At 61.7% G+C, this 24327-nt stretch carries 17 protein-coding genes, 1 tRNA gene and 1 CRISPR repeat array; of the genes, 13 read left to right on the forward strand and 5 right to left on the reverse strand.

The features are described 5' to 3' along the window. Positions 1 to 119 precede the first annotated feature (119 nt). The 13 genes from JWZ97_RS20200 to cas2e all read left to right on the forward strand — a co-directional run bounded on the left by JWZ97_RS20200 (position 120) and on the right by cas2e (position 9219). Positions 120 to 248 (forward strand): hypothetical protein, encoded by a 129-nt coding sequence (locus tag JWZ97_RS20200; RefSeq protein ID WP_256438280.1) that lies wholly within the window; start codon positions 120 to 122, stop codon positions 246 to 248. Further along, a complete protein-coding gene (gene casA / locus JWZ97_RS16510; RefSeq protein ID WP_205431374.1) occupies positions 245 to 1774 on the forward strand; it encodes a type I-E CRISPR-associated protein Cse1/CasA in 1530 nt (509 codons plus the stop codon). Before JWZ97_RS20200 ends, casA begins: the two co-directional genes overlap by 4 nt. After that, on the forward strand, positions 1764 to 2309 hold the full coding sequence (casB, locus tag JWZ97_RS16515) for a type I-E CRISPR-associated protein Cse2/CasB (RefSeq protein WP_205431376.1): 546 nt from the start codon (positions 1764 to 1766) through the stop codon (positions 2307 to 2309). The genes casA and casB overlap by 11 nt, the downstream gene beginning before the upstream one ends. Beyond that, the gene (gene cas7e / locus JWZ97_RS16520; RefSeq protein ID WP_205431378.1) at positions 2299 to 3642 is read left to right on the forward strand and encodes a type I-E CRISPR-associated protein Cas7/Cse4/CasC; all 1344 of its coding nucleotides are present in this window, start codon (positions 2299 to 2301) and stop codon (positions 3640 to 3642) included. Before casB ends, cas7e begins: the two co-directional genes overlap by 11 nt. Before the next feature lie 10 nt (positions 3643 to 3652). Continuing rightward, complete coding sequence (gene cas5e / locus JWZ97_RS16525) at positions 3653 to 4387, forward strand: type I-E CRISPR-associated protein Cas5/CasD (protein ID WP_205431380.1); 735 nt, start codon at positions 3653 to 3655, stop codon at positions 4385 to 4387. Continuing rightward, complete coding sequence (cas6e, locus tag JWZ97_RS16530; RefSeq protein WP_205431382.1) at positions 4368 to 5012, forward strand: type I-E CRISPR-associated protein Cas6/Cse3/CasE; 645 nt, start codon at positions 4368 to 4370, stop codon at positions 5010 to 5012. Before cas5e ends, cas6e begins: the two co-directional genes overlap by 20 nt. A 124-nt stretch (positions 5013 to 5136) precedes the next feature. Then, entirely contained in the window at positions 5137 to 5382 is a 246-nt protein-coding gene (locus JWZ97_RS16535) for a type II toxin-antitoxin system MqsA family antitoxin (protein ID WP_205431384.1), read from the forward strand. Between the two features lie 545 nt (positions 5383 to 5927). Next, positions 5928 to 6548 carry a hypothetical protein gene (locus JWZ97_RS16540; RefSeq protein WP_205431386.1) on the forward strand — a complete coding sequence of 207 codons (621 nt, stop codon included), beginning with the start codon at positions 5928 to 5930 and terminating at the stop codon, positions 6546 to 6548. A gap of 132 nt (positions 6549 to 6680) precedes the next feature. Further along, the gene (locus JWZ97_RS16545) at positions 6681 to 6905 is read left to right on the forward strand and encodes a hypothetical protein (RefSeq protein ID WP_205431389.1); all 225 of its coding nucleotides are present in this window, start codon (positions 6681 to 6683) and stop codon (positions 6903 to 6905) included. After that, the gene (locus tag JWZ97_RS16550; protein ID WP_205431392.1) at positions 6906 to 7328 is read left to right on the forward strand and encodes a type II toxin-antitoxin system VapC family toxin; all 423 of its coding nucleotides are present in this window, start codon (positions 6906 to 6908) and stop codon (positions 7326 to 7328) included. Positions 7329 to 7341: 13 nt separating this feature from the next. Further along, a complete protein-coding gene (locus JWZ97_RS16555) occupies positions 7342 to 7911 on the forward strand; it encodes a Uma2 family endonuclease (protein WP_205431394.1) in 570 nt (189 codons plus the stop codon). 86 nt (positions 7912 to 7997) lie between these two features. Further along, the gene (gene cas1e, locus JWZ97_RS16560; RefSeq protein ID WP_205431397.1) at positions 7998 to 8918 is read left to right on the forward strand and encodes a type I-E CRISPR-associated endonuclease Cas1e; all 921 of its coding nucleotides are present in this window, start codon (positions 7998 to 8000) and stop codon (positions 8916 to 8918) included. After that, positions 8899 to 9219 (forward strand): type I-E CRISPR-associated endoribonuclease Cas2e, encoded by a 321-nt coding sequence (gene cas2e, locus JWZ97_RS16565; protein WP_205431399.1) that lies wholly within the window; start codon positions 8899 to 8901, stop codon positions 9217 to 9219. Before cas1e ends, cas2e begins: the two co-directional genes overlap by 20 nt. Positions 9220 to 9313: 94 nt before the next feature. After that, positions 9314 to 17775: direct repeats of the CRISPR family, unit length 29 nt; unit sequence CCGTTCCCCACGCCCGTGGGGATGAACCG. Positions 17776 to 17970: 195 nt separating this feature from the next. Here cas2e and JWZ97_RS16570 read toward each other — a convergent pair. The 5 genes from JWZ97_RS16570 to topA all read right to left on the reverse strand — a co-directional run bounded on the left by JWZ97_RS16570 (position 17971) and on the right by topA (position 24305). Then, positions 17971 to 19428: an aspartate aminotransferase family protein gene (locus tag JWZ97_RS16570; RefSeq protein ID WP_205431401.1), complete on the reverse strand. Its 1458-nt coding sequence runs from the start codon at positions 19426 to 19428 to the stop codon at positions 17971 to 17973. A gap of 778 nt (positions 19429 to 20206) precedes the next feature. Continuing rightward, positions 20207 to 20283: transfer RNA gene (locus JWZ97_RS16575), tRNA-Pro, on the reverse strand. Positions 20284 to 20297: 14 nt separating this feature from the next. Next, positions 20298 to 21320 carry an octaprenyl diphosphate synthase gene (gene ispB / locus JWZ97_RS16580; protein WP_205431404.1) on the reverse strand — a complete coding sequence of 341 codons (1023 nt, stop codon included), beginning with the start codon at positions 21318 to 21320 and terminating at the stop codon, positions 20298 to 20300. 110 nt (positions 21321 to 21430) lie between these two features. Next, a complete protein-coding gene (locus tag JWZ97_RS16585) occupies positions 21431 to 21991 on the reverse strand; it encodes a Sua5/YciO/YrdC/YwlC family protein (RefSeq protein WP_205431408.1) in 561 nt (186 codons plus the stop codon). Positions 21992 to 22001: 10 nt separating this feature from the next. Further along, complete coding sequence (gene topA / locus JWZ97_RS16590) at positions 22002 to 24305, reverse strand: type I DNA topoisomerase (RefSeq protein ID WP_205431410.1); 2304 nt, start codon at positions 24303 to 24305, stop codon at positions 22002 to 22004. Between the last annotated feature and the right edge of the window lie 22 nt (positions 24306 to 24327).

The raw sequence follows: 24327 nt of genomic DNA on the forward strand, positions 1-24327 counted from the left end.
TGGGGAACGAAAGTGAATTTTAACACTTAAGCTCGACAAAAAACGTTAAATCCAAATTACTTGATTTAAATATTTATGGAATTTACCATGCGCTCTGTGTCCACAAAGGAGGCGATGGGATGTCTGAATTTGTTCGAGAAATTCGTGAACTAGTCGAGGCGCTAAACAAAACCACGCCGCTAGCTGTAGCTGCTTTGGCGCTTATGTTGGCGATTTCCGTGATGTGGATGACAGGAGGCCATAAATGAATTTGATGAAACAACCATGGGTTCCGGTAAGGTTACGGGCAGGCGCAGCAAAAGGCCGTATGTTGACTTTGGAAGACTTGCTTTGCGGACGGGAAGAGTGGGAAATCGCCCTGCCCCGCGACGACTTGGAAATGGCTTGCCTGCAATTGTTGATTTCCTTCGTCCAGGTGATGTTTCCGCCCGACGACGCGCCAGCCCTGCGCCAACGGGCCAAATCCCCGCTCTCGCCTGAAGAGTTCGCGGATGGTGCCGACAAGCTCAGCGATTGGTTCGACCTTGACCATCCCGAATGGCCATTCATGCAAACCCGTGGCGTCAAGGCCGACGAGGCTACCCCCATCCAAAAGCTGCTGATTGGTTTACCGGAAGGCAATAACCATGCGTTTTTTAACCAACCAGGGGAAATTCGCTATCTGGGTGCGCCCGCCACGGCTATTGCGCTGTTCCATCAAGCGGTGAACTGCCCCAGTTTCGGTGGCGGCTTCAAGGGAGGGTTGCGGGGTGGAGCACCGATTACCACCTTGGTGTCGGGTACTCATTTGCGGGAAACAATTTGGCGGAACGTCCTCACCCGCGAATCCATCGCCGATCTGTTGCCGACCTACGACTTTGATCTTGCGCACGATCAGCCCACTTGGGTTCAGCCTATCAAAGCGGGCGAGACTTTCCCTACTTCGCGAATTGGCCTGTTACGCGGTTTGTTCTGGCAACCGGCTCATGTTGGCTTGGTTCGCTCCGATGACGATCAACCTTGCCAATTGCTTGGCGGTGAGCCCGGATCAGCTTATACCGGTTTCTTCAAAGAGAAATTCACCTATACGGCCGAGGGCGCGCCTTGGTCCCATCCACATGGTGCCCTGCAAATTACTACAAAAAAGGGCAAGCGTGAGGAAAGGTTCCTGTCCTTTACGACTACCGCGCCCGCTTGGACTTTGCTGAGCGAATTCGTGGTTCCTCGCGGCAGCAAGCAAGACCCGGAGGGTAGCCGTCCGGCATCTGCAATCGCTCAGTTCGGCAAGACTTGGCCGAGAAAATCATTGCCACTGCTAGTGGGGGGTTATCGCAGCAATCAAGCGTCTGTCATCGAACGCCGCCACGAACTGTTCAGCCTGGCGAGTGGCTGGGATCAAGCCGGGAACAACCTTAAACACTTGGTCGAACTGGCGCTTAAAAGCCGAGACGCCCTGCGGAAGAAGCTGTTCTATGTTGGCAAAGGCAATAAGGACAAGGGTTTCAAAGGGTTGGGCGTGGGGTTGCAACAAACCGGTGAAACCCTATTTTTCCGCCGCACTGAGCGATTGATTCAAAATGCCTTGGCGGATGTCGCTTTCGATGATGCACAATTCAATATCCACCGCAAGAACTTCGTGGCTGTGCTGGCCGACGTTTGCCAAGACATTTTCGGCGAATTGACCGGCCCTTACGCCGCCAAGCCGGAACTCGTTCCCATCATCGCCGTGGCCCGCGCCGGGCTGGGCGCCGATCTAGCCAGTCTTAAACAAGAGGTACAGGCCGATGGCAGATAAAAAAAACCTGGAAACGGAATTTCTAGAAATCTGCGAGAAATTCCATGGGAAACGCGGACCTGATGGAACTTACAAGGGTGGCTTGGACAACGGACTGAAAGCGCAGATTCGCCGAATCGCGGAACCAGACGACTTGCGGGATACGCCCGCGCTTTATCGACTGTTCAACCATACGCGACCCCACGATGGCTGGCTGAGGATCGTATTCCTTCTGCCTTGGTGTGAGGACTGTGGCGACGCCAAACGCGCTTCCACCCCCCGTTTCGGCAGGCAGTTGAAGGAAGCCAGTATCAGCGATCTGCGCTTGTTCCAAGTGGCCCGTTCGTGTTCTCCGCTCGATATCATCCAACTGCGCCGCTTGGCGATCATGCTCAAGCATCCTCGGGTGGATTGGGAAACCTTTGGCTGGCTGCTTTATCGCTCGGAGCAGGACGGTTCCTGGAGCCGAAATTCCAAGCGCCAACTCATTGAAGATTTTTTCATCGCTCAACCCACCTCTTCTGGCCAAAAAAAGGACGCCGCTCATGAACTCTAAGAATTTCGTCAACTTCCATGTGCTGATTTCGCACAGCCCTTCTTGCCTCAACCGCGACGATTCCAACATGCAGAAAACTGCCATGTTCGGGGGCGTAACGCGGGTCAGGATTTCCAGCCAGAGCTTGAAGCGGGCTATGCGTCGCCCACCGGAAACGGGGCTGAACTATTGGGCGGAACATCTGGGCGACCCCTCGTTCCGCACCCGCAGCCTGGAAAAAGCCAAGGCGGAACTGATTGCGGCGTTGGGTGGCGAGTTCGACCGGGAATTGATCGAGGAAGCGGCTACCCGTTTTGTGCGAACAGTGAAATCCCTCGAAGACGCAGGCGGTGATGCCGAAGAAGCGCCCGCCGCCGCCAACGACGAGGCAGCGGACGATGGCAAGGAAGCCGAAAAGCAACTGGCTGTAGCGCCGTGGGTTAACAACGAAATTCGGGAAATCTGCCGCATCCTCAAAGAGGTCAAGGCACAGGGATTGAGCGACGAAGAGAAGGAAAAAGCGTTCAAAAAGGTCGGCAAGTCGGTCGGCAAGGGCAAGGATAAGCGGACGCTGACCAAGGAAGATTGCTTGGCCGTGGCGCTAAGTGACAAGATCGCCAAGCGCTTGGAGGAGTCGGCGGAATTGATTCGGAGTGCCATTGGCGGTGCGCTCGACATCGCGCTTTTTGGCCGCATGGCGACGTCCGGTTTGATGACCAGCGTCGATGGCGCGATGGCTGTAGCCCATGTCATCACCACCCATGCTGTCGAACCGCAGGATGTGGATTGGTTCACCGCCGTGGACGATTTGACGGAGGACTCCGGCGAAATGGGGGCCGGTCATCTCAACACCCAACAATTCTCCGCCGGTGTCTTCTACCGCTATGCCAGCCTCAACCTCAAGCAATTACAGGTGAACCTAGGGCTGATCGGCGACATGAAAGCGACTGAAACCGCCGAAAGTCGCGCCCGTGCCCTGGAAATCGCCAAGCACTTATTCCACATGCTGGCGACCGTCGTGCCTTCCGCCATGCAAGGACGGCACGCGGCGTTCAACCCGGCGGATTTCGCCATCGTCAGTTTCTCCGACCAGCCGATTTCCCTCGCCAATGCCTTTGAAGCGCCCGTCCAGCGCGGACGCAACGGCGGTTATCTCTCGCCCTCAATGGTGGAGCTTGCCGAATACTGGCGGCGCTTGAATTCGGCCTATGGCCTGAATGAAACAGCGGCGGCATTCCGGTTTGGCGATGAACTATGGGAAAGCGGGGTGAAAAAGCCCTGGCCGCACAAATTAGCCGCTTTCGATACCCTGTCGAAATTGGAAAGCTGGATCACCCGCGACGGCCAAGGTTGAGGAAACGGCAATGCCTAGCTTCCTTATCTTGAAACTCGATGGCCCCATGCAAGCTTGGGGCGATCACACCTTCGAGGATTTCCGACCCAGCCGCGATTTTCCGACCCGTAGCGCCCTGCTTGGCTTGCTCGCTGCCTGTTTGGGAATCGAGCGCGAGGACGCGGAAGCCCAAGCTCAATTGGCGGGAAGTGTGGACTTCACAGTCAGGGCGGATTTGCAGGCGATACGGCCAGAACTGCCGGAGCGCAAAGGCAAGCCAATTCCCCGGCAATCGATACGGCTGGCGGATTTTCACACGGTGCTGGCGGCGCGGTTGGTGAAACGGGACGCTAGCGGATTGCCGAAAGCGAATCCCAATCCCGTGGTTTCACGTCGCGAATACCTCTATGACGCGTATTTCACCGTCGCGGTCGGCCAGCGCGAACCAGCCACTTACCCCTTGGAATCCATCGCCGCTTATTTGCGTAAGCCCGTCTATACCCCGAGCTTGGGGCGGCGCTCTTGCCCCTTGGCCCGTCCGCTGCTGGATGCCGAAAATTTTCTGATTGAGGAGGAAAACGGCATTGCGGCCTTGGCGCAAGTGCTGCCCTTGGGCGGGTTGATCTACGCCGAAACCGACGCGCGAGAACGCAATCCCATCGTGGTCCGCGACTTACCCATACACAGAAATAAGCGGATGTTCGCCACTCGTAAAGTGTACGTCCACAAGCAATCGGAGGCCGCCGATGTTCATCAGCCGGATTGAAGTGGACTGGGCGAAGGCGCGGAATCCTTATGATCTGCACCGTGCGGTGTGGACGCTATTTCCCGGGCAGGAAAAGGAACCGCGCAAGGAGCTGGATGAAGAGCGCCAGGGATTTTTGTTTCGGGTCGAGGAAAACCACACCGGGCATAAGGCCCGTCTCCTGGTGCAATCGCAGACTGCGCCTCGGATCGAAGGGCAGGGCGCCCGGTCGCTGGGGTCGCGGGAGTTCGATCCGCAGCCGTCGGAAGGCCAGCAATTGGAATTCTTGCTGACGGCCAACCCGATCAAAACCATCACCGATCAATTTTCCGACACCAAGCCGGGTAAAAAACCTAACAAACGGGGCGAACGCAAATGCCGCGTGCCCTTGCTGCGCGAAGAGGAGCAAATTGCTTGGCTGAACGGCCGATTGATCGATTGCGCAATGGTGGAGTCTGTAACCGTCCAGCCGCACCCGTTGCTATTTTTTCGGGATAAACGTAAAAATCACGGCAAGCTATTAACCGTAACCTATCAAGGTTTGCTCCGAGTAACGGTACCGGAAATCCTGCGGAGCCGACTCTATAACGGCATCGGTCCCGCCAAAGCCTTCGGCTGCGGGTTGATGCTGGTGCGGCGGGTTTGATGTGGACTTTGGCCGAACTGTGCGACTGCCTGGCGAATCGGCAGGTTTTGTGGCGCAAGCATGCATTGGAGCGGATGATGGAGCGCGGAGTTTCGCGCGCGGAGGTATTGGCGGTATTCAGGACATGAGTAAGGCGAAAGAATGCTGCCCGCTCTGCGGCGGCGACAAGGAGTTCGGCAAGACGACGTTCGCCGTCGATCTGGGATTTGGGGTGGTGGTCGTGCGCAACGTGCCGGCCCAGGTCTGCTCCTTGTGCGGGGAGGATTGGATAGACGATCCGGTTGCCGAGCGATTGGAAGTTATCGTCGAGCACGCCCGCGGGGTTCATGCCGCCGTCGATGTGTCGGATTTTTCGGAAAAAGTCGCTTGAACTGCCCTGGAAAATTTCCGCAATGGTGTAGCTGGAAGGTTCACGCGGCTGCACCCGATGACAATTTGCGATCGTCTGCCGCCCTGCCGTTGCAAAAACTCCGTCTATGCCCCGCAAGCCCCGCAATGTCTGGCTTTGCGCTTTTGAGAGAGGGGTATGCGGGTGCGTTTAAAAAGTTTTTTACGGCCGTAGAAATGATTTTTACGCCCGTAAGCGCGCTTCCTGCGGTCGTAAAAACCCTGGCTACGCGCCGAGCAAGGTTTGCTCGGGCCGTAAATCGCTTGCTTACGTCCGTAGGAAGCCGATTGACGGGCGTAAATTGCCTGGCTACGGCCGTGGGACGCCGTCTTAGGGCTGTAAAAACGTTTGCGACGTCCGCGGGAGAGGTTTCCACGGACGTATAACCCTTTCCTACGGGCGCGGAAAGACTTTCCACGCCTGGGGAAAAACCGTCCGCGCGCGTCAGGACGAATTCGATGGGGCGCGCGGGTTTCATAGTCTCCACGGCCGCCGGATCTTGCGGCCGCTGACCATCGAGGTGTTTCATGGCCAAGTCATCGTTCATTCCTTCCACCGACAGCGATTTCCAGCGCTGGTACAACAACTTTTCCTCCGCACTTCCCGCCCAGCAGGCCTTGTTCGGCCTGTCGGACGAGGACATCGCCGCCATCGTCGCCGCCAATCAGAGCCTGAGCGCGAAGCTCCAGGCGGCCGATGCCGCGGCGGCGGCCGCCAAGGTGGCCAATGCCGAGAAGTCGGAGAGCCGGCGCAAGGCCGACGGCGATGCGCGCGGCATCGCCCGACGCATCAAGGCGCATCCGAAATACACGCCCGCCATCGGGCAACTGCTGGGCATCGAGGGGGCCGAGAGCAGCGGCGACCTGAGCGCGGCCCGCCCCGATGTGTTCGTCGCCAACCTGGGCGGCGGCAAGGCGGAGGTTTCGTTCAACAAGTCCAACAGCCACGGTGTGAACGTCTACGGCTGGCGGGAAGGCGACGCCGATTTCGTGTTTCTGGCCCGCGACAATGCCTCGCCCTATGTCGACGAGCGTCCGCCCGCAGCGGCGGGCAAACCGGAGCTGCGGCGCTACAAGCTGGTCTACGTGCTGGCCGACGAGGAGGTCGGCCAGTTCAGCGCCATCGTGGAGACGGTGGTGACGCCGTGAAGCCCTGACCGGGCCCGCGCCGCGGGAGCTCACATCTTCCGCGGCTGCGCGCCGATACGGCACGCCCTCCGTGCTGTCCAGTTTCGGTGTGTATAATGCGTGTGTAATTATCAGCGCGATGGGTGGGCGAGTATGTCGCATCGAGTGAATGTGATTCTGGATGACGAGGTTTGGGAGCAATTCCAGGCCATACCCAAAGGGGAGCGCAGCAAATTGATCAATCAGGCGGTGTCGGAAACCTTGCTGCGCCGGCAACGCGAGGAGGCGTTCGCGCGGATCAGGGCGCGGGCGGAAGCCAAGGAAAAATTGCCGGGAACGACCGAAGACTGGGTGCGCGAAGACCGGGACAGTCATTAGATGAGACACCTGGTCATCGATGCATCGGTCATCCTGAAATGGCTGTTGCCGCCGGAGAGCGAGCCTTATCAAGCGCAGGCACTGGCCATCGCGCAGGCTTTGTCCCAGGGGCGGGTCGAAGCACGCTTGCCGGCACTTTGGTATTTCGAGGTGGGTAACATCCTGGCGCGAAAATACCGGCAGGACGCCGACCGCGACCTGGCCGACTTGCGCCGGCAACTCGCCGGCTGCGACGAGCCGGTGGCGCCAAGCTGGCAGCGAGAGATCGTTCGCCTGACGGCATCGTACCCTGTCACCTTCTACGACGCCGCTTATCACGCCCTCGCCATCGTCCGCGATGGTGTTTTCGTCACCGCCGATGAAAAATACCTGCAAGCGGTGGCCGGCGAGCCCTGCATCATGCACCTCAAGGACTGGTATTGAGCCGAGTACAGCCATGCAACATGCCACCGTACTTCCCATCCCCGAAGCCGATTATCTGGCCGGCGAACCGCTCAGTGCGGTGCGCCACGAATACGTGGCCGGGCATGTTTATGCCATGGCCGGAGCGGGCAAGGCGCATAACACCATCGCCCTGAACATCGCGAGCCGGTTGCGCAATCATCTGCGCGGTTCGCCTTGCCGCAGTTATATCGCCGACATGAAAGTGAGGGTGGCGCGTGAGCAGGCGTATTTCTACCCCGACGTCGTGGTCACCTGTTCCGAGCGAGACACCGCCGCCGATGCGCCCAAGGATTATCTGACCGAGCCGCGCCTGATCGTCGAGGTGCTGTCGCCGGGCACCGAAACCACCGACCGGCGCGAGAAGATGCGCGCCTATGCCGCGCTGGAGAGCTTGCGGGAATATGTGCTGGTGGAAAGCCGTTTCCCGCAGGTGGAGGTTTACCGCAGGCTGCCGGACGGCGGCTGGGAGCAATGGACCTGGTCGCCGGGCGAAACCGTACGCTTGGACAGCGTCGGTTTGGATCTGGCGTTCGCGGAGATTTACGAGGACGTGGAATTCTGATTCTTTCCCTCTCCCTCTCCCTCTGGGAGAGGGTTGGGTGAGGGTCATCCAAAACGACATTACTTTTTTAAACGACTGGTGCCGGCATGAACGGACTCCTCCCACCCCTCAAACCCATCGCCATGAAGGAACGCGTCTCCCTGATCTTCATCGAGTACGGCGAAATCGACGTGCTGGACGGCGCCTTCGTAGTCATCGACAAAAACGGCGTGCGCACCCACATTCCGGTCGGCTCCATCGCCTGCATGATGCTGGAGCCGGGCACCCGCGTCTCGCATCGCGCAGCGGCCCTGGCCGCACGGGTGGGCACCCTGCTGGTCTGGGTCGGCGAGGCCGGCGTGCGCCTCTATGCCTCGGGCCAGCCCGGTGGGGCGCGCTCCGACCGCCTGCTTTATCAGGCCCAACTGGCGCTGGACGGCGATTTGCGGCTCAAGGTGGTGCGCAAGATGTACGAACTGCGTTTCGGCGAAAAGCCGCCCGAACGGCGCAGCGTGGAGCAGTTGCGCGGCATCGAGGGCGCCCGCGTGCGCAAGACCTACGAACTGCTGGCCAAGCGCTACGGCGTGAAGTGGAAGCAGCGCAATTACGACGTGCAGGAATGGGACGCGGGCGACCTGCCCAACCGCTGCCTCAGCTCGGCCACCGCCTGTTTGTACGGTATCACCGAGGCCGCGATACTCGCGGCCGGTTACGCCCCGGCGGTCGGCTTCATCCACACCGGCAAGCCTTTGTCCTTCGTCTACGACATCGCCGACCTGGTCAAATTCGACACCGTGGTGCCGGTCGCCTTCAAGATCGCCGCCAAGGAGCCGGCCAACGCCGAGCGCGAGGTGCGCCTGGCCTGTCGCGACGTGTTCCGCGAGACCCATTTGCTGAAGAAGATCATCCCCATGATCGAAGACGTATTGGCCGCCGGCGGCGTGCAGCCGCCCGAAGCACCGGAAGACAGCGTCGGCCCCGCCATTCCCAACCCCGAGAGCCTGGGCGATGCTGGTCATCGTGCTTGAAAACGCCCCGCCGAGGCTGCGCGGGCGCCTGGCCGTGTGGCTGGTGGAAGTGCGCGCAGGCGTTTACGTCGGCGACTTGTCCAAGCGCATCCGCGAGATGATCTGGGCGCAGGTCGCCGAAGGCATCGAGGACGGCAACGCGGTGCTGGTGTGGTCCACCAACACCGAATCCGGCTTCGACTTCCTCACGCTGGGCAAGAACCGTCGCATGCCGGTGGAACTGGACGGCCTTAAGCTGGTGTCTTTTTTCCCGCCCGAACCGCAGGCCGACCCGCCTCAGGGAGGTGGAAATGCTCTTTAACAATCCGGAAATTTTGTCGTGCAAAAACGCCGTTCAATTCGGTAGAATTCGGACGGCCCAAAAACGCCATTGCTAACAACAAGTTAGAAATGGTCCGTTCCCCACGCCCGTGGGGATGAACCGCCGCAGGCGTGCCCATCGACCTATCCGTTGGGCCGTTCCCCACGCCCGTGGGGATGAACCGGCCTGTGCGGTAAAGCCAAACAGCGTATTTGCCCGTTCCCCACGCCCGTGGGGATGAACCGCTGGCGATCTGCCGCAGCGCCTTGCATGGCGACCGTTCCCCACGCCCGTGGGGATGAACCGTTCGGGCAGAACAAACCCTTGCCGAAGAACAACCGTTCCCCACGCCCGTGGGGATGAACCGCACGACGGCCGCGTCATCTGATGGTATCCATCCCGTTCCCCACGCCCGTGGGGATGAACCGAATGGGCCAAAACCAATCCCGGCCTGGGTGTCCCGTTCCCCACGCCCGTGGGGATGAACCGCCGCCGCCATTGCCCGCGTCAACGCGCGGGCCCCGTTCCCCACGCCCGTGGGGATGAACCGGGGCTCATATCAGGCCTTCTGTCCCATACGACGCCGTTCCCCACGCCCGTGGGGATGAACCGACCTCCGCCGCACTGGCATATCGATCTATCCCCCGTTCCCCACGCCCGTGGGGATGAACCGGCGCGGCGGGAGACGAATACATCGTAAAAGGCCCGTTCCCCACGCCCGTGGGGATGAACCGCAGCTCTCGCGCTACACCGATGCGGAGCTGCACCGTTCCCCACGCCCGTGGGGATGAACCGCCTTCCTCGCCGGCGCCGACGAAAGTGGTAGACCGTTCCCCACGCCCGTGGGGATGAACCGCAAAACGGGACATTGCAACAACATCACGCGTACCGTTCCCCACGCCCGTGGGGATGAACCGTAGGCCTTCCAGAAAACACGAAGGCCTTCAGCCCGTTCCCCACGCCCGTGGGGATGAACCGCCTAAGAGCAAAGATAAAAAGGAACAGCAAATCCGTTCCCCACGCCCGTGGGGATGAACCGGGATCTTCCGCTTGTCTATATGCTCAGCGGCACCGTTCCCCACGCCCGTGGGGATGAACCGTTTTGGTATCACGGAACGGAATCCAACCAGCACCGTTCCCCACGCCCGTGGGGATGAACCGAGATTGTCCATGCGGTCATAGGCGGATGGATTCCGTTCCCCACGCCCGTGGGGATGAACCGCATCCCCAACGTCTGTCGGATGGCGATGTCGCCCGTTCCCCACGCCCGTGGGGATGAACCGTAGCGCCTCGTGGGTGGCCGATATCGCCCAACCCGTTCCCCACGCCCGTGGGGATGAACCGACCTACTGGAACGAGTGCTGGTGGAAATGGGCCCGTTCCCCACGCCCGTGGGGATGAACCGCCGGTTGCGCCTTACGATCCATACGCCTTCGCCCGTTCCCCACGCCCGTGGGGATGAACCGTAGTAAAAATCCACGTCTCATGGCACCCTCCTCCGTTCCCCACGCCCGTGGGGATGAACCGCCGACCATCGGTTACGGCCATGTGATGACGGCCCGTTCCCCACGCCCGTGGGGATGAACCAGCGCTCTCGCGGAGCCGCTGGTAGACGAAACCCCGTTCCCCACGCCCGTGGGGATGAACCGCGTCCTTGCATCAGGTGCAGGCGGATGGCGCACCGTTCCCCACGCCCGTGGGGATGAACCGGCAATGTTGCCGTCCCAGGTCTGGCCCATCCACCGTTCCCCACGCCCGTGGGGATGAACCGTGGCCGAGCAGTTGGCCGCCTCGGGCCGGCCGCCCGTTCCCCACGCCCGTGGGGATGAACCGTCTACCGGCTGGCCGCCGACCAAGGCCTCGAACCGTTCCCCACGCCCGTGGGGATGAACCGTGTCCTGCGTGTCGGTGGACTCGGTGAGGAGCCCGTTCCCCACGCCCGTGGGGATGAACCGCGTCAATAATTTCGGCGGTGCGCCATTAACTTCCGTTCCCCACGCCCGTGGGGATGAACCGTGATCGGTACCGCCCGCCTGACCGGCACCGCACCGTTCCCCACGCCCGTGGGGATGAACCGCGTTCCAAGAGATTCAGGTCGATGCGGCTACACCGTTCCCCACGCCCGTGGGGATGAACCGGCATACAGCAGGCTCAGGCGCAGGCCCAACAACCGTTCCCCACGCCCGTGGGGATGAACCGGGGCCGATTATTCTCAACCGCACTCGCAAGGCCCGTTCCCCACGCCCGTGGGGATGAACCGAGCTGGGCAGTATCGAGAACGTACGCATCATCCCGTTCCCCACGCCCGTGGGGATGAACCGGTCGATGGTGTACTTTCCAACAACACCAGGGCCCGTTCCCCACGCCCGTGGGGATGAACCGGTGGACGACAAGGCCCCCGCGCTGGCTGAAGACCGTTCCCCACGCCCGTGGGGATGAACCGCGTTGAAGGTGAACGTATAACATTAGAACATGCCGTTCCCCACGCCCGTGGGGATGAACCGTATTGGTCCAGGATGGCTTGCAGAGCTTGCCGCCGTTCCCCACGCCCGTGGGGATGAACCGCCGGTAGTCAGCGTGCCGCCCATGGGTGCCGGCCGTTCCCCACGCCCGTGGGGATGAACCGGGATAGCGGTTTCATACCGGCCTCACTTGGCTGACCGTTCCCCACGCCCGTGGGGATGAACCGGTACTGCCGGTGCCCGCGTAGAAATCCGCGTTCCGTTCCCCACGCCCGTGGGGATGAACCGTAGCCGGCTGGCGGCCCATAGGGCGATGGAGTCCGTTCCCCACGCCCGTGGGGATGAACCGTCGCCGGCCTTGGTGAACGCCTCGCCGGCTTTCCGTTCCCCACGCCCGTGGGGATGAACCGACGGCCCGCCGCCTTGCGATGGCGAGACGGTGCCGTTCCCCACGCCCGTGGGGATGAACCGCGTCAGGGTTGGGCGGGTAGTGCCGAAGGCGGCCGTTCCCCACGCCCGTGGGGATGAACCGGAGAACCAGAGGTATAGGTGAACAGATCGGTACCGTTCCCCACGCCCGTGGGGATGAACCGGGAGCAGTCCGGCAGATGCCAGCGGAGCAAGTCCGTTCCCCACGCCCGTGGGGATGAACCGGTCGTGGCGCCGGTAAAGGTCAGGGACCACGTCCGTTCCCCACGCCCGTGGGGATGAACCGTGCTACGCGCGGGCTGCAACGCCAATTTTTATCCGTTCCCCACGCCCGTGGGGATGAACCAGGCGGCAGGCGGCTGCATTTCAACAGCCCCTGGCCGTTCCCCACGCCCGTGGGGATGAACCGCTCGTGGCGGGCCGCCATGCCTTTTGCGGTTTCCGTTCCCCACGCCCGTGGGGATGAACCGAATTTGCGGGTGTATCAGGTCACGGGCGATTTCCCGTTCCCCACGCCCGTGGGGATGAACCGGAACGTTGAATTTAGCCGGGGCGTTAGACAATACCGTTCCCCACGCCCGTGGGGATGAACCGCTCCCGGTGGCGCTCCGCGATACGATCTTGCGCCGTTCCCCACGCCCGTGGGGATGAACCGCGGCGGTCAACCCGTACTTTGGCCGCGAGGTTCCGTTCCCCACGCCCGTGGGGATGAACCGCTCTTCTGCGCTCGCCGTTCCCAGGGCGTTCGCCGTTCCCCACGCCCGTGGGGATGAACCGGATGTCGAGGAGTTTCGACAGAATTTTCGTTTCCGTTCCCCACGCCCGTGGGGATGAACCGGACCTTGGTTGTGACTATAACGGTAATACCACCCGTTCCCCACGCCCGTGGGGATGAACCGATCGTGCGATAATTTCGGCGCGAGCAGATATTCCGTTCCCCACGCCCGTGGGGATGAACCGCGAACGGACCTGCCGTCGTCAACACACTATCCCCGTTCCCCACGCCCGTGGGGATGAACCGATAAAATTTCGCCCGTAACCTCGTTCGGTCGACCGTTCCCCACGCCCGTGGGGATGAACCGCCGGAAATCGACCCCCGTATGAGTTTCAAGTACCGTTCCCCACGCCCGTGGGGATGAACCGGTAGATTCGCGCACTCTATGTAATAGGGATTGCCGTTCCCCACGCCCGTGGGGATGAACCGATATCGTCTGAGTTCCGCGACGTTTGTTGATGCCGTTCCCCACGCCCGTGGGGATGAACCGGTATCGAAATACATTGCGGTAATTATTGGGAACCGTTCCCCACGCCCGTGGGGATGAACCGTACGGGTTGACCGTCGCCTTGGATATGCGCGACCGTTCCCCACGCCCGTGGGGATGAACCGCAGCGATAATTGCCCAGTCAGCGTGGTGTAGACCGTTCCCCACGCCCGTGGGGATGAACCGGCTGTAATGCCGCTAGCATCCCTATGTGGTCGCCGTTCCCCACGCCCGTGGGGATGAACCGGCCGTATAAATGCCCGGCAGTCCTCGCTCATCCCGTTCCCCACGCCCGTGGGGATGAACCGGACCTTGGTTGTGACTATAACGGTAATACCACACCGTTCCCCACGCCCGTGGGGATGAACCGGCATGGAGATCGGAATCTACACTAGCGATGGTCCGTTCCCCACGCCCGTGGGGATGAACCGCAGCGATAATTGCCCAGTCAGCGTGGTGTAGACCGTTCCCCACGCCCGTGGGGATGAACCGTACTTCCCGATCCCGTAATTGTAGGATTGGAGCCGTTCCCCACGCCCGTGGGGATGAACCGGCGGGCAACGCTCCGGCGAGCTTGGAGGGTGCCCGTTCCCCACGCCCGTGGGGATGAACCGGTGTAGACCGATTGTCCAATGGCGAGGGAAATCCGTTCCCCACGCCCGTGGGGATGAACCGGTATCGAAATACATTGCGGTAATTATTGGGAACCGTTCCCCACGCCCGTGGGGATGAACCGCGTACACGGCCTCCGCGCTATCCATGCCGTACCCGTTCCCCACGCCCGTGGGGATGAACCGTCTGACGCCCAATGCGGCGAGACCGCGCTTAACCGTTCCCCACGCCCGTGGGGATGAACCGTTGTCGAGCAGATAACGCTAAATGGGCTGACACCGTTCCCCACGCCCGTGGGGATGAACCGAGGAGGCCTCCGGCACCGAAGCCGAAGACGCGCCGTTCCCCACGCCCGTGGGGATGAACCGCGGACGATCACGTTTGCCCGCTGGGATGGGATCCGTTCCCCACGCCCGTGGGGATGAACCGATCGGGCGGAGAATGGCTGCGACGATTGTGCGCCGTTCCCCACGCCCGTGGGGATGAACCGCGTCCGCACGCTATGTCGTTTTCGACGAGGTCCCGTTCCCCACGCCCGTGGGGATGAACCCGGTTCCAGCCGAGCCGGTACTCAGGAGCGGGCCCGTTCCCCACGCCCGTGGGGATGAACCGGCACTTGTCGGCTTCCAGTTGCAGGGCCTCTACCGTTCCCCACGCCCGTGGGGATGAACCGCCGCCGAGAGCGCCGGGTCGAACCGATAAACCCCGTTCCCCACGCCCGTGGGGATGAACCGCGGCCATTGAAAAGGCCGGTACCAGCCAGATCCCGTTCCCCACGCCCGTGGGGATGAACCGATCGGCGTAGCAGCGGAATCCACGGCCACAGGCCGTTCCCCACGCCCGTGGGGATGAACCGGCGCTCGATATCGGCGACCGGGAAAAAATGCACCGTTCCCCACGCCCGTGGGGATGAACCGATTCCCCTCGCCCTCTGGGAGAGGGGCTAGGGCCGTTCCCCACGCCCGTGGGGATGAACCGCCCTTCGGCGAACTCGGCCAGGTCGCGGCGGCCCGTTCCCCACGCCCGTGGGGATGAACCGGCCATGGCCGCCAGATCGGCCGCGGTGAATTCCCGTTCCCCACGCCCGTGGGGATGAACCGCTCTATGCTGCGCAGATCGGTAAAAGCACCGACCGTTCCCCACGCCCGTGGGGATGAACCGCTTAACGAGGTGTAACTAGAGGGGGATGATGAACCGTTCCCCACGCCCGTGGGGATGAACCGCCGCTACCGTTCATGATTTCGTAAGCTAAGCCCCGTTCCCCACGCCCGTGGGGATGAACCGCCAACCTGTTGCATTGGCACATCGTCAATCTGCCGTTCCCCACGCCCGTGGGGATGAACCGACGCGCTATTGAGGCCGGCAATCGCGTTCCATCCGTTCCCCACGCCCGTGGGGATGAACCGTTTTCCAGGTCGACTACCAACTGCTGATACTGCCGTTCCCCACGCCCGTGGGGATGAACCGGACATTCCACGCCTCGTGGGAGGCATGTAACACCGTTCCCCACGCCCGTGGGGATGAACCGCGCGTGCAGTTGTTGCCAGGAAAGAGGCGTTTCCGTTCCCCACGCCCGTGGGGATGAACCGGCAATCCGGCCAGGGTTGACGATCAGCCAATACCGTTCCCCACGCCCGTGGGGATGAACCGTTTCCGGCAGCTTAAAGAGGTAGAGCTAGAGGCCGTTCCCCACGCCCGTGGGGATGAACCGCTCTTCCACATCGGTACCGATGCCGCCAAGGACCGTTCCCCACGCCCGTGGGGATGAACCGCGGTTTGGGTTCAGTTCCTATAGGCCGTAGGATCCGTTCCCCACGCCCGTGGGGATGAACCGTTGATGTACAAGCGCGCCCGCGACGGCCATGGGCCGTTCCCCACGCCCGTGGGGATGAACCGCGGGTAACAGCTAGCGCAAGGTGTCAGCGGACCCGTTCCCCACGCCCGTGGGGATGAACCGGAGACGGAAAAATTGACACTGCTACGGGCGGTCCGTTCCCCACGCCCGTGGGGATGAACCGGGATGGCCGGCCAAGGCCTGGCCGTTGCGCAACCCGTTCCCCACGCCCGTGGGGATGAACCGATGCCGGATTTGAAGGCGTAGAAGATCCTCTTCCGTTCCCCACGCCCGTGGGGATGAACCGAAATGATCGTTCGCCTGGCAGACGCCAAAGAGCCGTTCCCCACGCCCGTGGGGATGAACCGGTACGACGGTAAGCCAGCAGCGGTTCCACGTCCCGTTCCCCACGCCCGTGGGGATGAACCGGTTGACGACGCCATGTCATAGCCTTACCGGGGCCGTTCCCCACGCCCGTGGGGATGAACCGGCGCGTGTCGCTATGTTTACAATCGGGTGCTGCCGTTCCCCACGCCCGTGGGGATGAACCGGCGCGTGTCGCTATGTTTACAATCGGGTGCTGCCGTTCCCCACGCCCGTGGGGATGAACCGTGACGAAGGAGCTTGACGCGTATTTAAGCGATCCGTTCCCCACGCCCGTGGGGATGAACCGGGCGCCGGGACGTCGTCCGTCCCTATAAAAGTCCGTTCCCCACGCCCGTGGGGATGAACCGCCGTGCTGCTCGACGGTCGCCGACAGCGGATACCGTTCCCCACGCCCGTGGGGATGAACCGCCGTGAGTGGGCTAGAACCACGGCCCCAAGTGCCGTTCCCCACGCCCGTGGGGATGAACCGGTGCACCGTGTTTGGGACGTGCGCGAGTTTTTCCGTTCCCCACGCCCGTGGGGATGAACCACGCTGGAGGCAAAGGACGGTAAAGAAGTGCGCCCGTTCCCCACGCCCGTGGGGATGAACCGCGATCGCGGCGAGCCGGCGCGGAGAGAAGGATCCGTTCCCCACGCCCGTGGGGATGAACCGGGCTCGGGTGGCGGCAGCGAGGAGATTTTTATCCGTTCCCCACGCCCGTGGGGATGAACCGGTGCGCTTCCGCATCAACAACGTGGACACCGACCGTTCCCCACGCCCGTGGGGATGAACCGCCGGGCAGACAACAAGAGGAGGCAATATGGCACCGTTCCCCACGCCCGTGGGGATGAACCGCGCTGTGCGACAAAACCGGAGCGGTCGACATCCCGTTCCCCACGCCCGTGGGGATGAACCGTTGGCCGAGGGGTTAGGGCACCCCGCGTGCGGCCGTTCCCCACGCCCGTGGGGATGAACCGGCCTCAGCCCTCAAACGCATTTTCGCCAATAGCCGTTCCCCACGCCCGTGGGGATGAACCGCGATCTTGTTCTTGAAATGAAGAGGCGGTGACACCGTTCCCCACGCCCGTGGGGATGAACCCGAATCATGCGAGGACTGATATGGATAACCAACCCGTTCCCCACGCCCGTGGGGATGAACCGCCCAGGACGCCCGGGTCGATATTGATCTTGTACCCGTTCCCCACGCCCGTGGGGATGAACCGCCAATCCAACGGGGTTTGCTTGCCTGCCTTGTCCGTTCCCCACGCCCGTGGGGATGAACCGCAAATGATGCCCTACCTCGGGCAACTGGACCTGCCGTTCCCCACGCCCGTGGGGATGAACCGTCGATCGGGCAGCTGTCGGTGGCGTTGGAGGCCCGTTCCCCACGCCCGTGGGGATGAACCTGCTGTGAAGGCCAGGCGAAGTCGAAGCGCCATCCGTTCCCCACGCCTGAGGGGATGAACCGATGTCGCCGGCTTCGAGCGCGCCACGGAATGCCCGTTCCCCACGCCGGTGGGGATGAACCGCCATCGGCGCCACGGCGCTGGCGGCCGATACCCCGCTCCCCACGCCCGTGGGGATGAACCTTATTGTTCGGAATGGAGATGATGCAAGGACACGTCCTGTGGCGCTTGCCAGCCCGCCCGTCCTGGGGCGGTCGTTCACGGCCGGGAGCACCGGCCGCTCACCCCCACGCCCGTGGGGGTGAGCGGCTCGGCGCTGGCAAAAGCCTGATGCCGCCGCAGCGAGTATCTCTATCGAATGAAGTCGCGATGAGTCGGTTTACAAGCCGATAGCGAAGTTCCGTACCTTTTCTCGGGTGGATGCCGGAATGCGGCCGCTATGCATCTCTTTGGCCACTTCCGCGCATACGTCGGCCACCAGTTCCGTCTGCTCCTCGGTCAAGATCAAGGGAGGCTCTATCCTGACCACTTGCTGGGCGTTTCCGAAGTAGCCCACGTAAACGCCTTTCTCCACGCAACGCATCGCGAACAGCTTGCAGGCTGCGGGATCCCTGGAAATATTGATCTCCAGTCCGATCATCAGCCCGCGGCCGCGTGCTTCGACCAGCACATCCGGATACTGCAGCTGAAGCGCTTGCAGCCTGCCGAGTAGCCTGCATCCCAGCTTGTCGGCGTTGGCCATGACGTCGTGGTCCTCGATGATGGAAATGACCTTGGCGGCCGCCGCCGCAGAGGGCGGATGCCCGGTATAAGTGAACAGATGCTGCGCCGGGTGCAGGGCATCGATCACCTCTGCCCGACCGATCAAAGCCGAGATCGGAGCATAGCCGCCGGAAAGCCCTTTCGCGGTCACCAGGATATCGGGCACCACCCCGTCGTGTTCGATCGCCCACCAGCGGCCGGTCCGCCCCATTCCGCTCTGTATCTCGTCGATGATGAACAGGGCTTGATGTTTGCTCAGCATTTCCGCCAGCAAGGGAAAGAATCCTTCGGGGGGCACCTGTACTCCGGCGTCCCCCTGGATGGGTTCCGCCAACACACCGCCGATCTCACCGGAGGTCAGCAAGGTCTTTATCCGGCGCAAGACCTCGTCGCGTTGCTTTAGCGTCACCGGAAAGTCCACGGTGATGAAGTTCGGCGAAGGCGGATAGATGCCGTCGTTGAGCCCCCGAAATCCCGAAGCCTGCTGGGAAAGCCCCGTCGATCCGTGGTAGGCGTTGGCAAATTTGATCACGGCATAACGCCCCGTGTATTTGCGCATCGCCTCGATCGCGCCGTCGCATGAATCGGATCCGGATAGTCCGATGAGTACCTTCTTCGCATGCCGGCCGGGCGTGATGCGGGTCAGTTTTTCGGCAAGCTCGATGGCCTGAATGTTGGCGGAATATGGGAAACAGGAGTTCTGAAGCTGGGTGGCGGTCTGGTAGTAGGCTAACGCCACCTCGTCATGGCCATAGCCCAGGACGTTGGTCGTCGCGGCGGAGAGGCAGTCCAGGTAGATGTTGCCATCCAGATCGGTGACATACGCACCTTGTCCACCCTCGAGCGTGATGCCGTAAAGCCCGGAGTAGTTGGTGCGGCCGATCACTTTCCGCATCCGCTCCAGCATCGCGATCGATTTCGGGCCGGGGGGTGAGGTCTTGACGCTGACGGCGACGCGGGGAAATTCGCCCAGCCATTCGGCTTCCGCCTTCTCCTGCACCAGGGCCAATCCCGCGCCGGTAGCCAAGCCGGCCACTCTGGAGAGCATCTCCCGTCGTGAAATTCGCTCGCTCATGATCGTTTCCCCCTGAAGAGGTTCTCGCCACAGGAAAGCCGGCTGCCTTCACCTCGGCACCGCCCCGGAGTGCGGTCTTCCCGCACCAGGCTCGCGGATTGTACGCGTGTGCGCAGAACTTGGTCGGCCACGCCATACTCCCCACCCTTAGTTAAGGTGGCCCGAGATCCCCGGCCAGATCGGTGGGAGCGGGCTTTAGCCCACGACGATTAAGGCCTGAAGGCCGCTCCCACCATGACCTCTGGGCTGGGTTAAGAATAGAGGCATCGAAACGCCAATCCCGTCACTACCTAGGGGAATACCTCTCCACACGAAAGGTACTTTCGTCCACGGGGGCGTGAAGAGGGCCTTTGGCAGAACCGTTAATAGTTTGATCCGCCGGTATTCTGCCTGCAATTTCTTGTGCGCCGCGGGCCGTATTACCCACGGCATCCCTTGCCGGCCTTCGCGAGAAGATAACTCGAGGCCGTCAACGCCGGTTCGTGTGTAAAGTCAAAATTGCAAGGGATCGGGCAGGGTCAAGATAATGCGAGAGGCCTGGAACACCCGTCTCCACGATAGGGCCTATACCTTAGGCAACTCCGGCGCTGGGCTTGTACGATCTACGACACGCCCTCGTGATGGACGATATGCTGCGCAACTTGCGCCGACGGCCGACTATGCGGCTATTGGGATCGACAGAGGGGTGAAAAAAAGTAGATGAGTTCCGTGTTGGAAAAACCGGACGAGAAACAAGCGAAAGAGATGTTTCTCACGTATCGAGAAACAGGGAATTGATTGGTCGGGGTGAGAGGATTCGAACCTCCGGCCACTGCCTCCCGAAAGCAGTGCTCTACCAGGCTGAGCTACACCCCGAAACTTTGATATTTTCAGTAGCTGCGCGCTACCGAAAATCTTGCGAGCCGTATTAAGGCGTCTTTGAACTGGGAAGACGGTATGCAGTCCAGCGCCGTGATGGCCTTTTCCGCTTCTTCCCTTGCGCGCCGCGTAGTATACGCAATTGCGTCGGTAGACTCAACGATTGCGTACACATCTTTGAAGTGCTCGCGTTCGCCCTGCTCGATAGCGACCCGTAATATCTCGGCCTGCTCGGGCGAGGCGTGCTCCAGGGCATAGATGAGCGGCAGGGTGGGCTTGCCTTCGGCGAGATCGTCGCCCAGGTTTTTTCCCAGTTCCTCGGGATTGGCCATGTAGTCCAGTGCGTCGTCGATGAGCTGGAAGGCTATACCCAGGCGCAGGCCGTATTCGCGCAGGTTCTGCTCGACCTCGGGGGAGGCGCCGGTCAACACGCCCGCCAGTTGGCCGGCGGCGGCGAACAGGATGGCGGTCTTGCGGGCTACCACGTCGAGGTATTTCTGCTCGGTGGTCGCGGGATTGTTGCAGTTCAAAAGCTGCAGGACCTCGCCCTCGGCGATCGCCGTGGTGGTGCTGGACATGATCTGCATCACCCGCAAGTCATGCACGCCGACCATCATCTCGAACGAGCGGGAATAGAGAAAATCGCCGACCAGAACGCTGGCGGAATTGCCCCACAGGCGGTTGGCCGTGTCGCGGCCCCGGCGCAGAGACGATTCGTCCACCACGTCGTCGTGCAGCAAGGTAGCCGTGTGTATGAACTCCAGTACAGCGGCCAGCGTGAGATGCTTGTCGCCGGGGTAGTTCAGGGCTTTCGCCGCCAACAGCAGCAGCATGGGCCGCAGACGCTTGCCGCCGCTGTTGATGATGTAGTGACCGATTTGGTTGACCAGCAGCACGCCGGAACTCAGTTCCTTGACGATGATCTGGTCGACGGCCTTGTTTTCTTCCTCGACGAGTTGGCGGATGCCGGCGAATTCCTGTCGGGCGTCGTCTTCGTTTACCGACACGGTGGCCGTTGTGCTAAGGCTAGTCATGTAAAGTTCCCGCTCAAGTGAGGGCGGGCAGATTTCCTGATTGGATTAAAAAGTGTGCGAATCGTATGAACCGGGGCTGGTTAAGTCAAGTTGAGCGCTCCGGCCCCGCGCTAACGGAGCCGTTTTCCGCTCAATGCGTCGTAGATGGGCGTCGGTTCACCACGCCCTCCGAGCTCACCGGGAAGAAAAACGAGATCGGTGCCGGGAAAATAATGTCGTACCCGCAGTCTCGTTCGCGCCGGAGCCGTTCCGCTGCGATTCGCGCTGGTGGATACCACAGGGCCGCCAAACGCGCGGCACAATGCCGCCGACGGGCCGTGGGCCGTCACCCGAACGGCGATGCCGCCGCTGTCTCCCCGCAACAGCTCGGGTACCCAGGACTGCGCTGGAACGATCCGGGTAATCGGGCCGGGCCAGCCGAGCTTGAGCGCCTCTCGCAAACCCGGATGGCGGAGGTCCAGGAAGGGTTCCAGTTGGCGGAAATTCTCGGCGATCAGTATCAGCCCCTTGGTCGAGGGGCGTTGTTTCGACGCCAACAATTTTTCGATCGCCGCGAGGTTGCGGGGATCGCAACCCAAGCCGTAAACCGCTTCGGTCGGATAGGCGATCAAGCCGCCTCGGCGCAGTTGACGCACGCATAAGCGCAGACGGAACGCCGATACCCAGCCCATCCGAGGGAGCTTAGCTTTCGGTTATGGCGTTCAATTCGCCTTCGTAGGGCGTCGCATAACCGCATTCTTTCTGCGGGCAGACTTTTTCGGTACCGCGCCGTTTGGTGGTTTTCAGGGTCAATATCGGCCAGCCGCAGTTGGGGCAGGGCTCCGCCAGGGGCGGATTCCAGGCCGCGTAGCTGCAGGTCGGGTAGGTCGAGCAGGAATAGAACAGCTTGCCGAAGCGCGACTTGCGCTTGATGAGGCTGCCTTTCTTGCACTCCGGGCACTGGACGCCGGTGTCCTCCGGCTTTTCCAAAGGCTCGATGTGCTTGCACTTGGGATACGCGCTGCAACCGATGAATTTGCCGTAGCGCCCGGTCTTGATGACCAGCGGCGAATCGCACTTCGGGCAGGTCTTGCCTTCGACCACCTCCGGTTCCGCCGATGTCGTTTCACCGTTGAGATTGCGCGTGTACTTGCAGGTCGGATAGTTGTTGCAGCCGATGAAACGGCCGTTGCGCCCCAGGCGTATCGACAAAGGCCCGCCGCAGTCCGGACAGGCTTCCTCGATGGCTTCATGGGTGACATCGGCGCGCTTGAGCCCTTCGTCCTTGGCCTCGATCAGCGACTTGAACGGCCCCCAGAATTCCTTCATCAAGGGTATCCAGGTTTTCTCGCCGCGCGATACCGCGTCGAGGTCGTCCTCCAGATTGGCGGTAAAGTTGTAGTCGACGTATTGGGTGAAATGCTCGGTGAGGAATTTGTTGACGATACGGCCGACATCGGTCGGGCGGAAGCGCTTGGCGTCCAGTTCCACGTAATGGCGCTGCTGCAGGGTGGAGATGATGGAGGCATAGGTCGACGGCCGGCCGATGCCGTATTCCTCCAAGGTCTTGACCAGGCTGGCTTCGGTGAAGCGCGGAGGCGGTTCGGTGAAATGCTGGCCGGCGACGATTTCGGCCAGATCGACCTGCTCGCCGCTCTTGAGCGCGGGCAAATAGCTCTCGTCGTCCTCGCCGGCCTGCGCATCGTCGCGCCCCTCCAGGTAGACCGCCATGAACCCCGGATTGATGACGGTGGAGCCGTTGGCGCGAAAGACATTGCCCTCGCCGCAACCGAGATCGACCGCCACCGTGCCTATGGTCGCGTGTATCATCTGGCATGCGACGGTGCGCTTCCAGATCAGGCTGTAGAGCTTGAACTGGTCCGGCGAGAGATGAGACTTCACCTGCTCGGGCACGCGGAAGGCCGAGGTCGGACGCACCGCCTCGTGAGCCTCCTGGGCGTTCTTGCTCTTGGTTTTGTAGACCGGTGCCTGTTCCGGGATATTGTCTTTGCCGAAACGCTTGGCGATCAGTTCGCGCAGCTCCTGGATCGCCTCATTGGCCAGGCTGACCGAGTCGGTACGCATATAGGTGATCAAGCCTACGGATTCGCCGCCGAGGTCTATGCCTTCGTAGAGTTGCTGCGCGACGGTCATGGTGCGGCGGGTGGTAAAGCCCAGCTTGCGCGCCGCTTCCTGTTGCAGGGTCGAGGTGGTGAACGGCGCGGCGGGATTGCGCTTGCGCTCCTTCTCCTCGACCTTGAGCACCGAAAGCTGGCCGTTCGCGGCCTTCAGCAAGGCGTCGCGGACCTGGCCCGCCTGAGCCTCGTCGGTGATGCTGAACTGTTCGAGTTTCTGGCTTTCGTAATGGGTCAGGCGCGCCTTGAACGCTTGTTCTGCTGTCCGCGCCGTGGCCTCGATGGTCCAGTATTCCTGGGTCTTGAAGGCCTCGATCTCCAGTTCCCGTTCGACGATCATGCGCAGGGCGGGGCTCTGCACCCGGCCGGCGGAGAGGCCGCGGCGGATTTTCTTCCACAGCAGGGGAGAGAGTTTGAAGCCGACCAGATAATCCAGCGCCCGGCGTGCCTGCTGGGCATCGATCAAATCCTTGGACAGCGCCTGGGGATGCTCGATGGCCTCGGTGATCGCACGCTTGGTGATTTCGTGGAAAACAACCCGGTGCACCGGCTTGTTTTCCAGCAGTTTCTTTTCCTTGAGTATCTCGTACAAGTGCCAGGAAATCGCCTCGCCCTCGCGGTCCGGGTCGGTCGCGAGATAGAGCGCATCGGCCTTCTTGGCGGCGGAGGCGATGGTCTGCACGTGTTTCTGGTTGCGATCGATGACCTCGTATTTCATCGCGAAGTCGTGTTCCGGATCGACCGCGCCTTCTTTCGGCACCAGATCGCGCACATGGCCGTACGAGGCGTAAACCTGGAAGTCCTTGCCCAGGTATTTTTCTATCGTTTTGGCCTTGGCCGGCGATTCGACGATGACGAGATTGTGGCTCATGAGGCAGGGGAGGGCGCGACGC

Source organism: Methylococcus sp. EFPC2 (assembly GCF_016925495.1).
In the GTDB taxonomy this organism is placed as follows: domain Bacteria; phylum Pseudomonadota; class Gammaproteobacteria; order Methylococcales; family Methylococcaceae; genus EFPC2.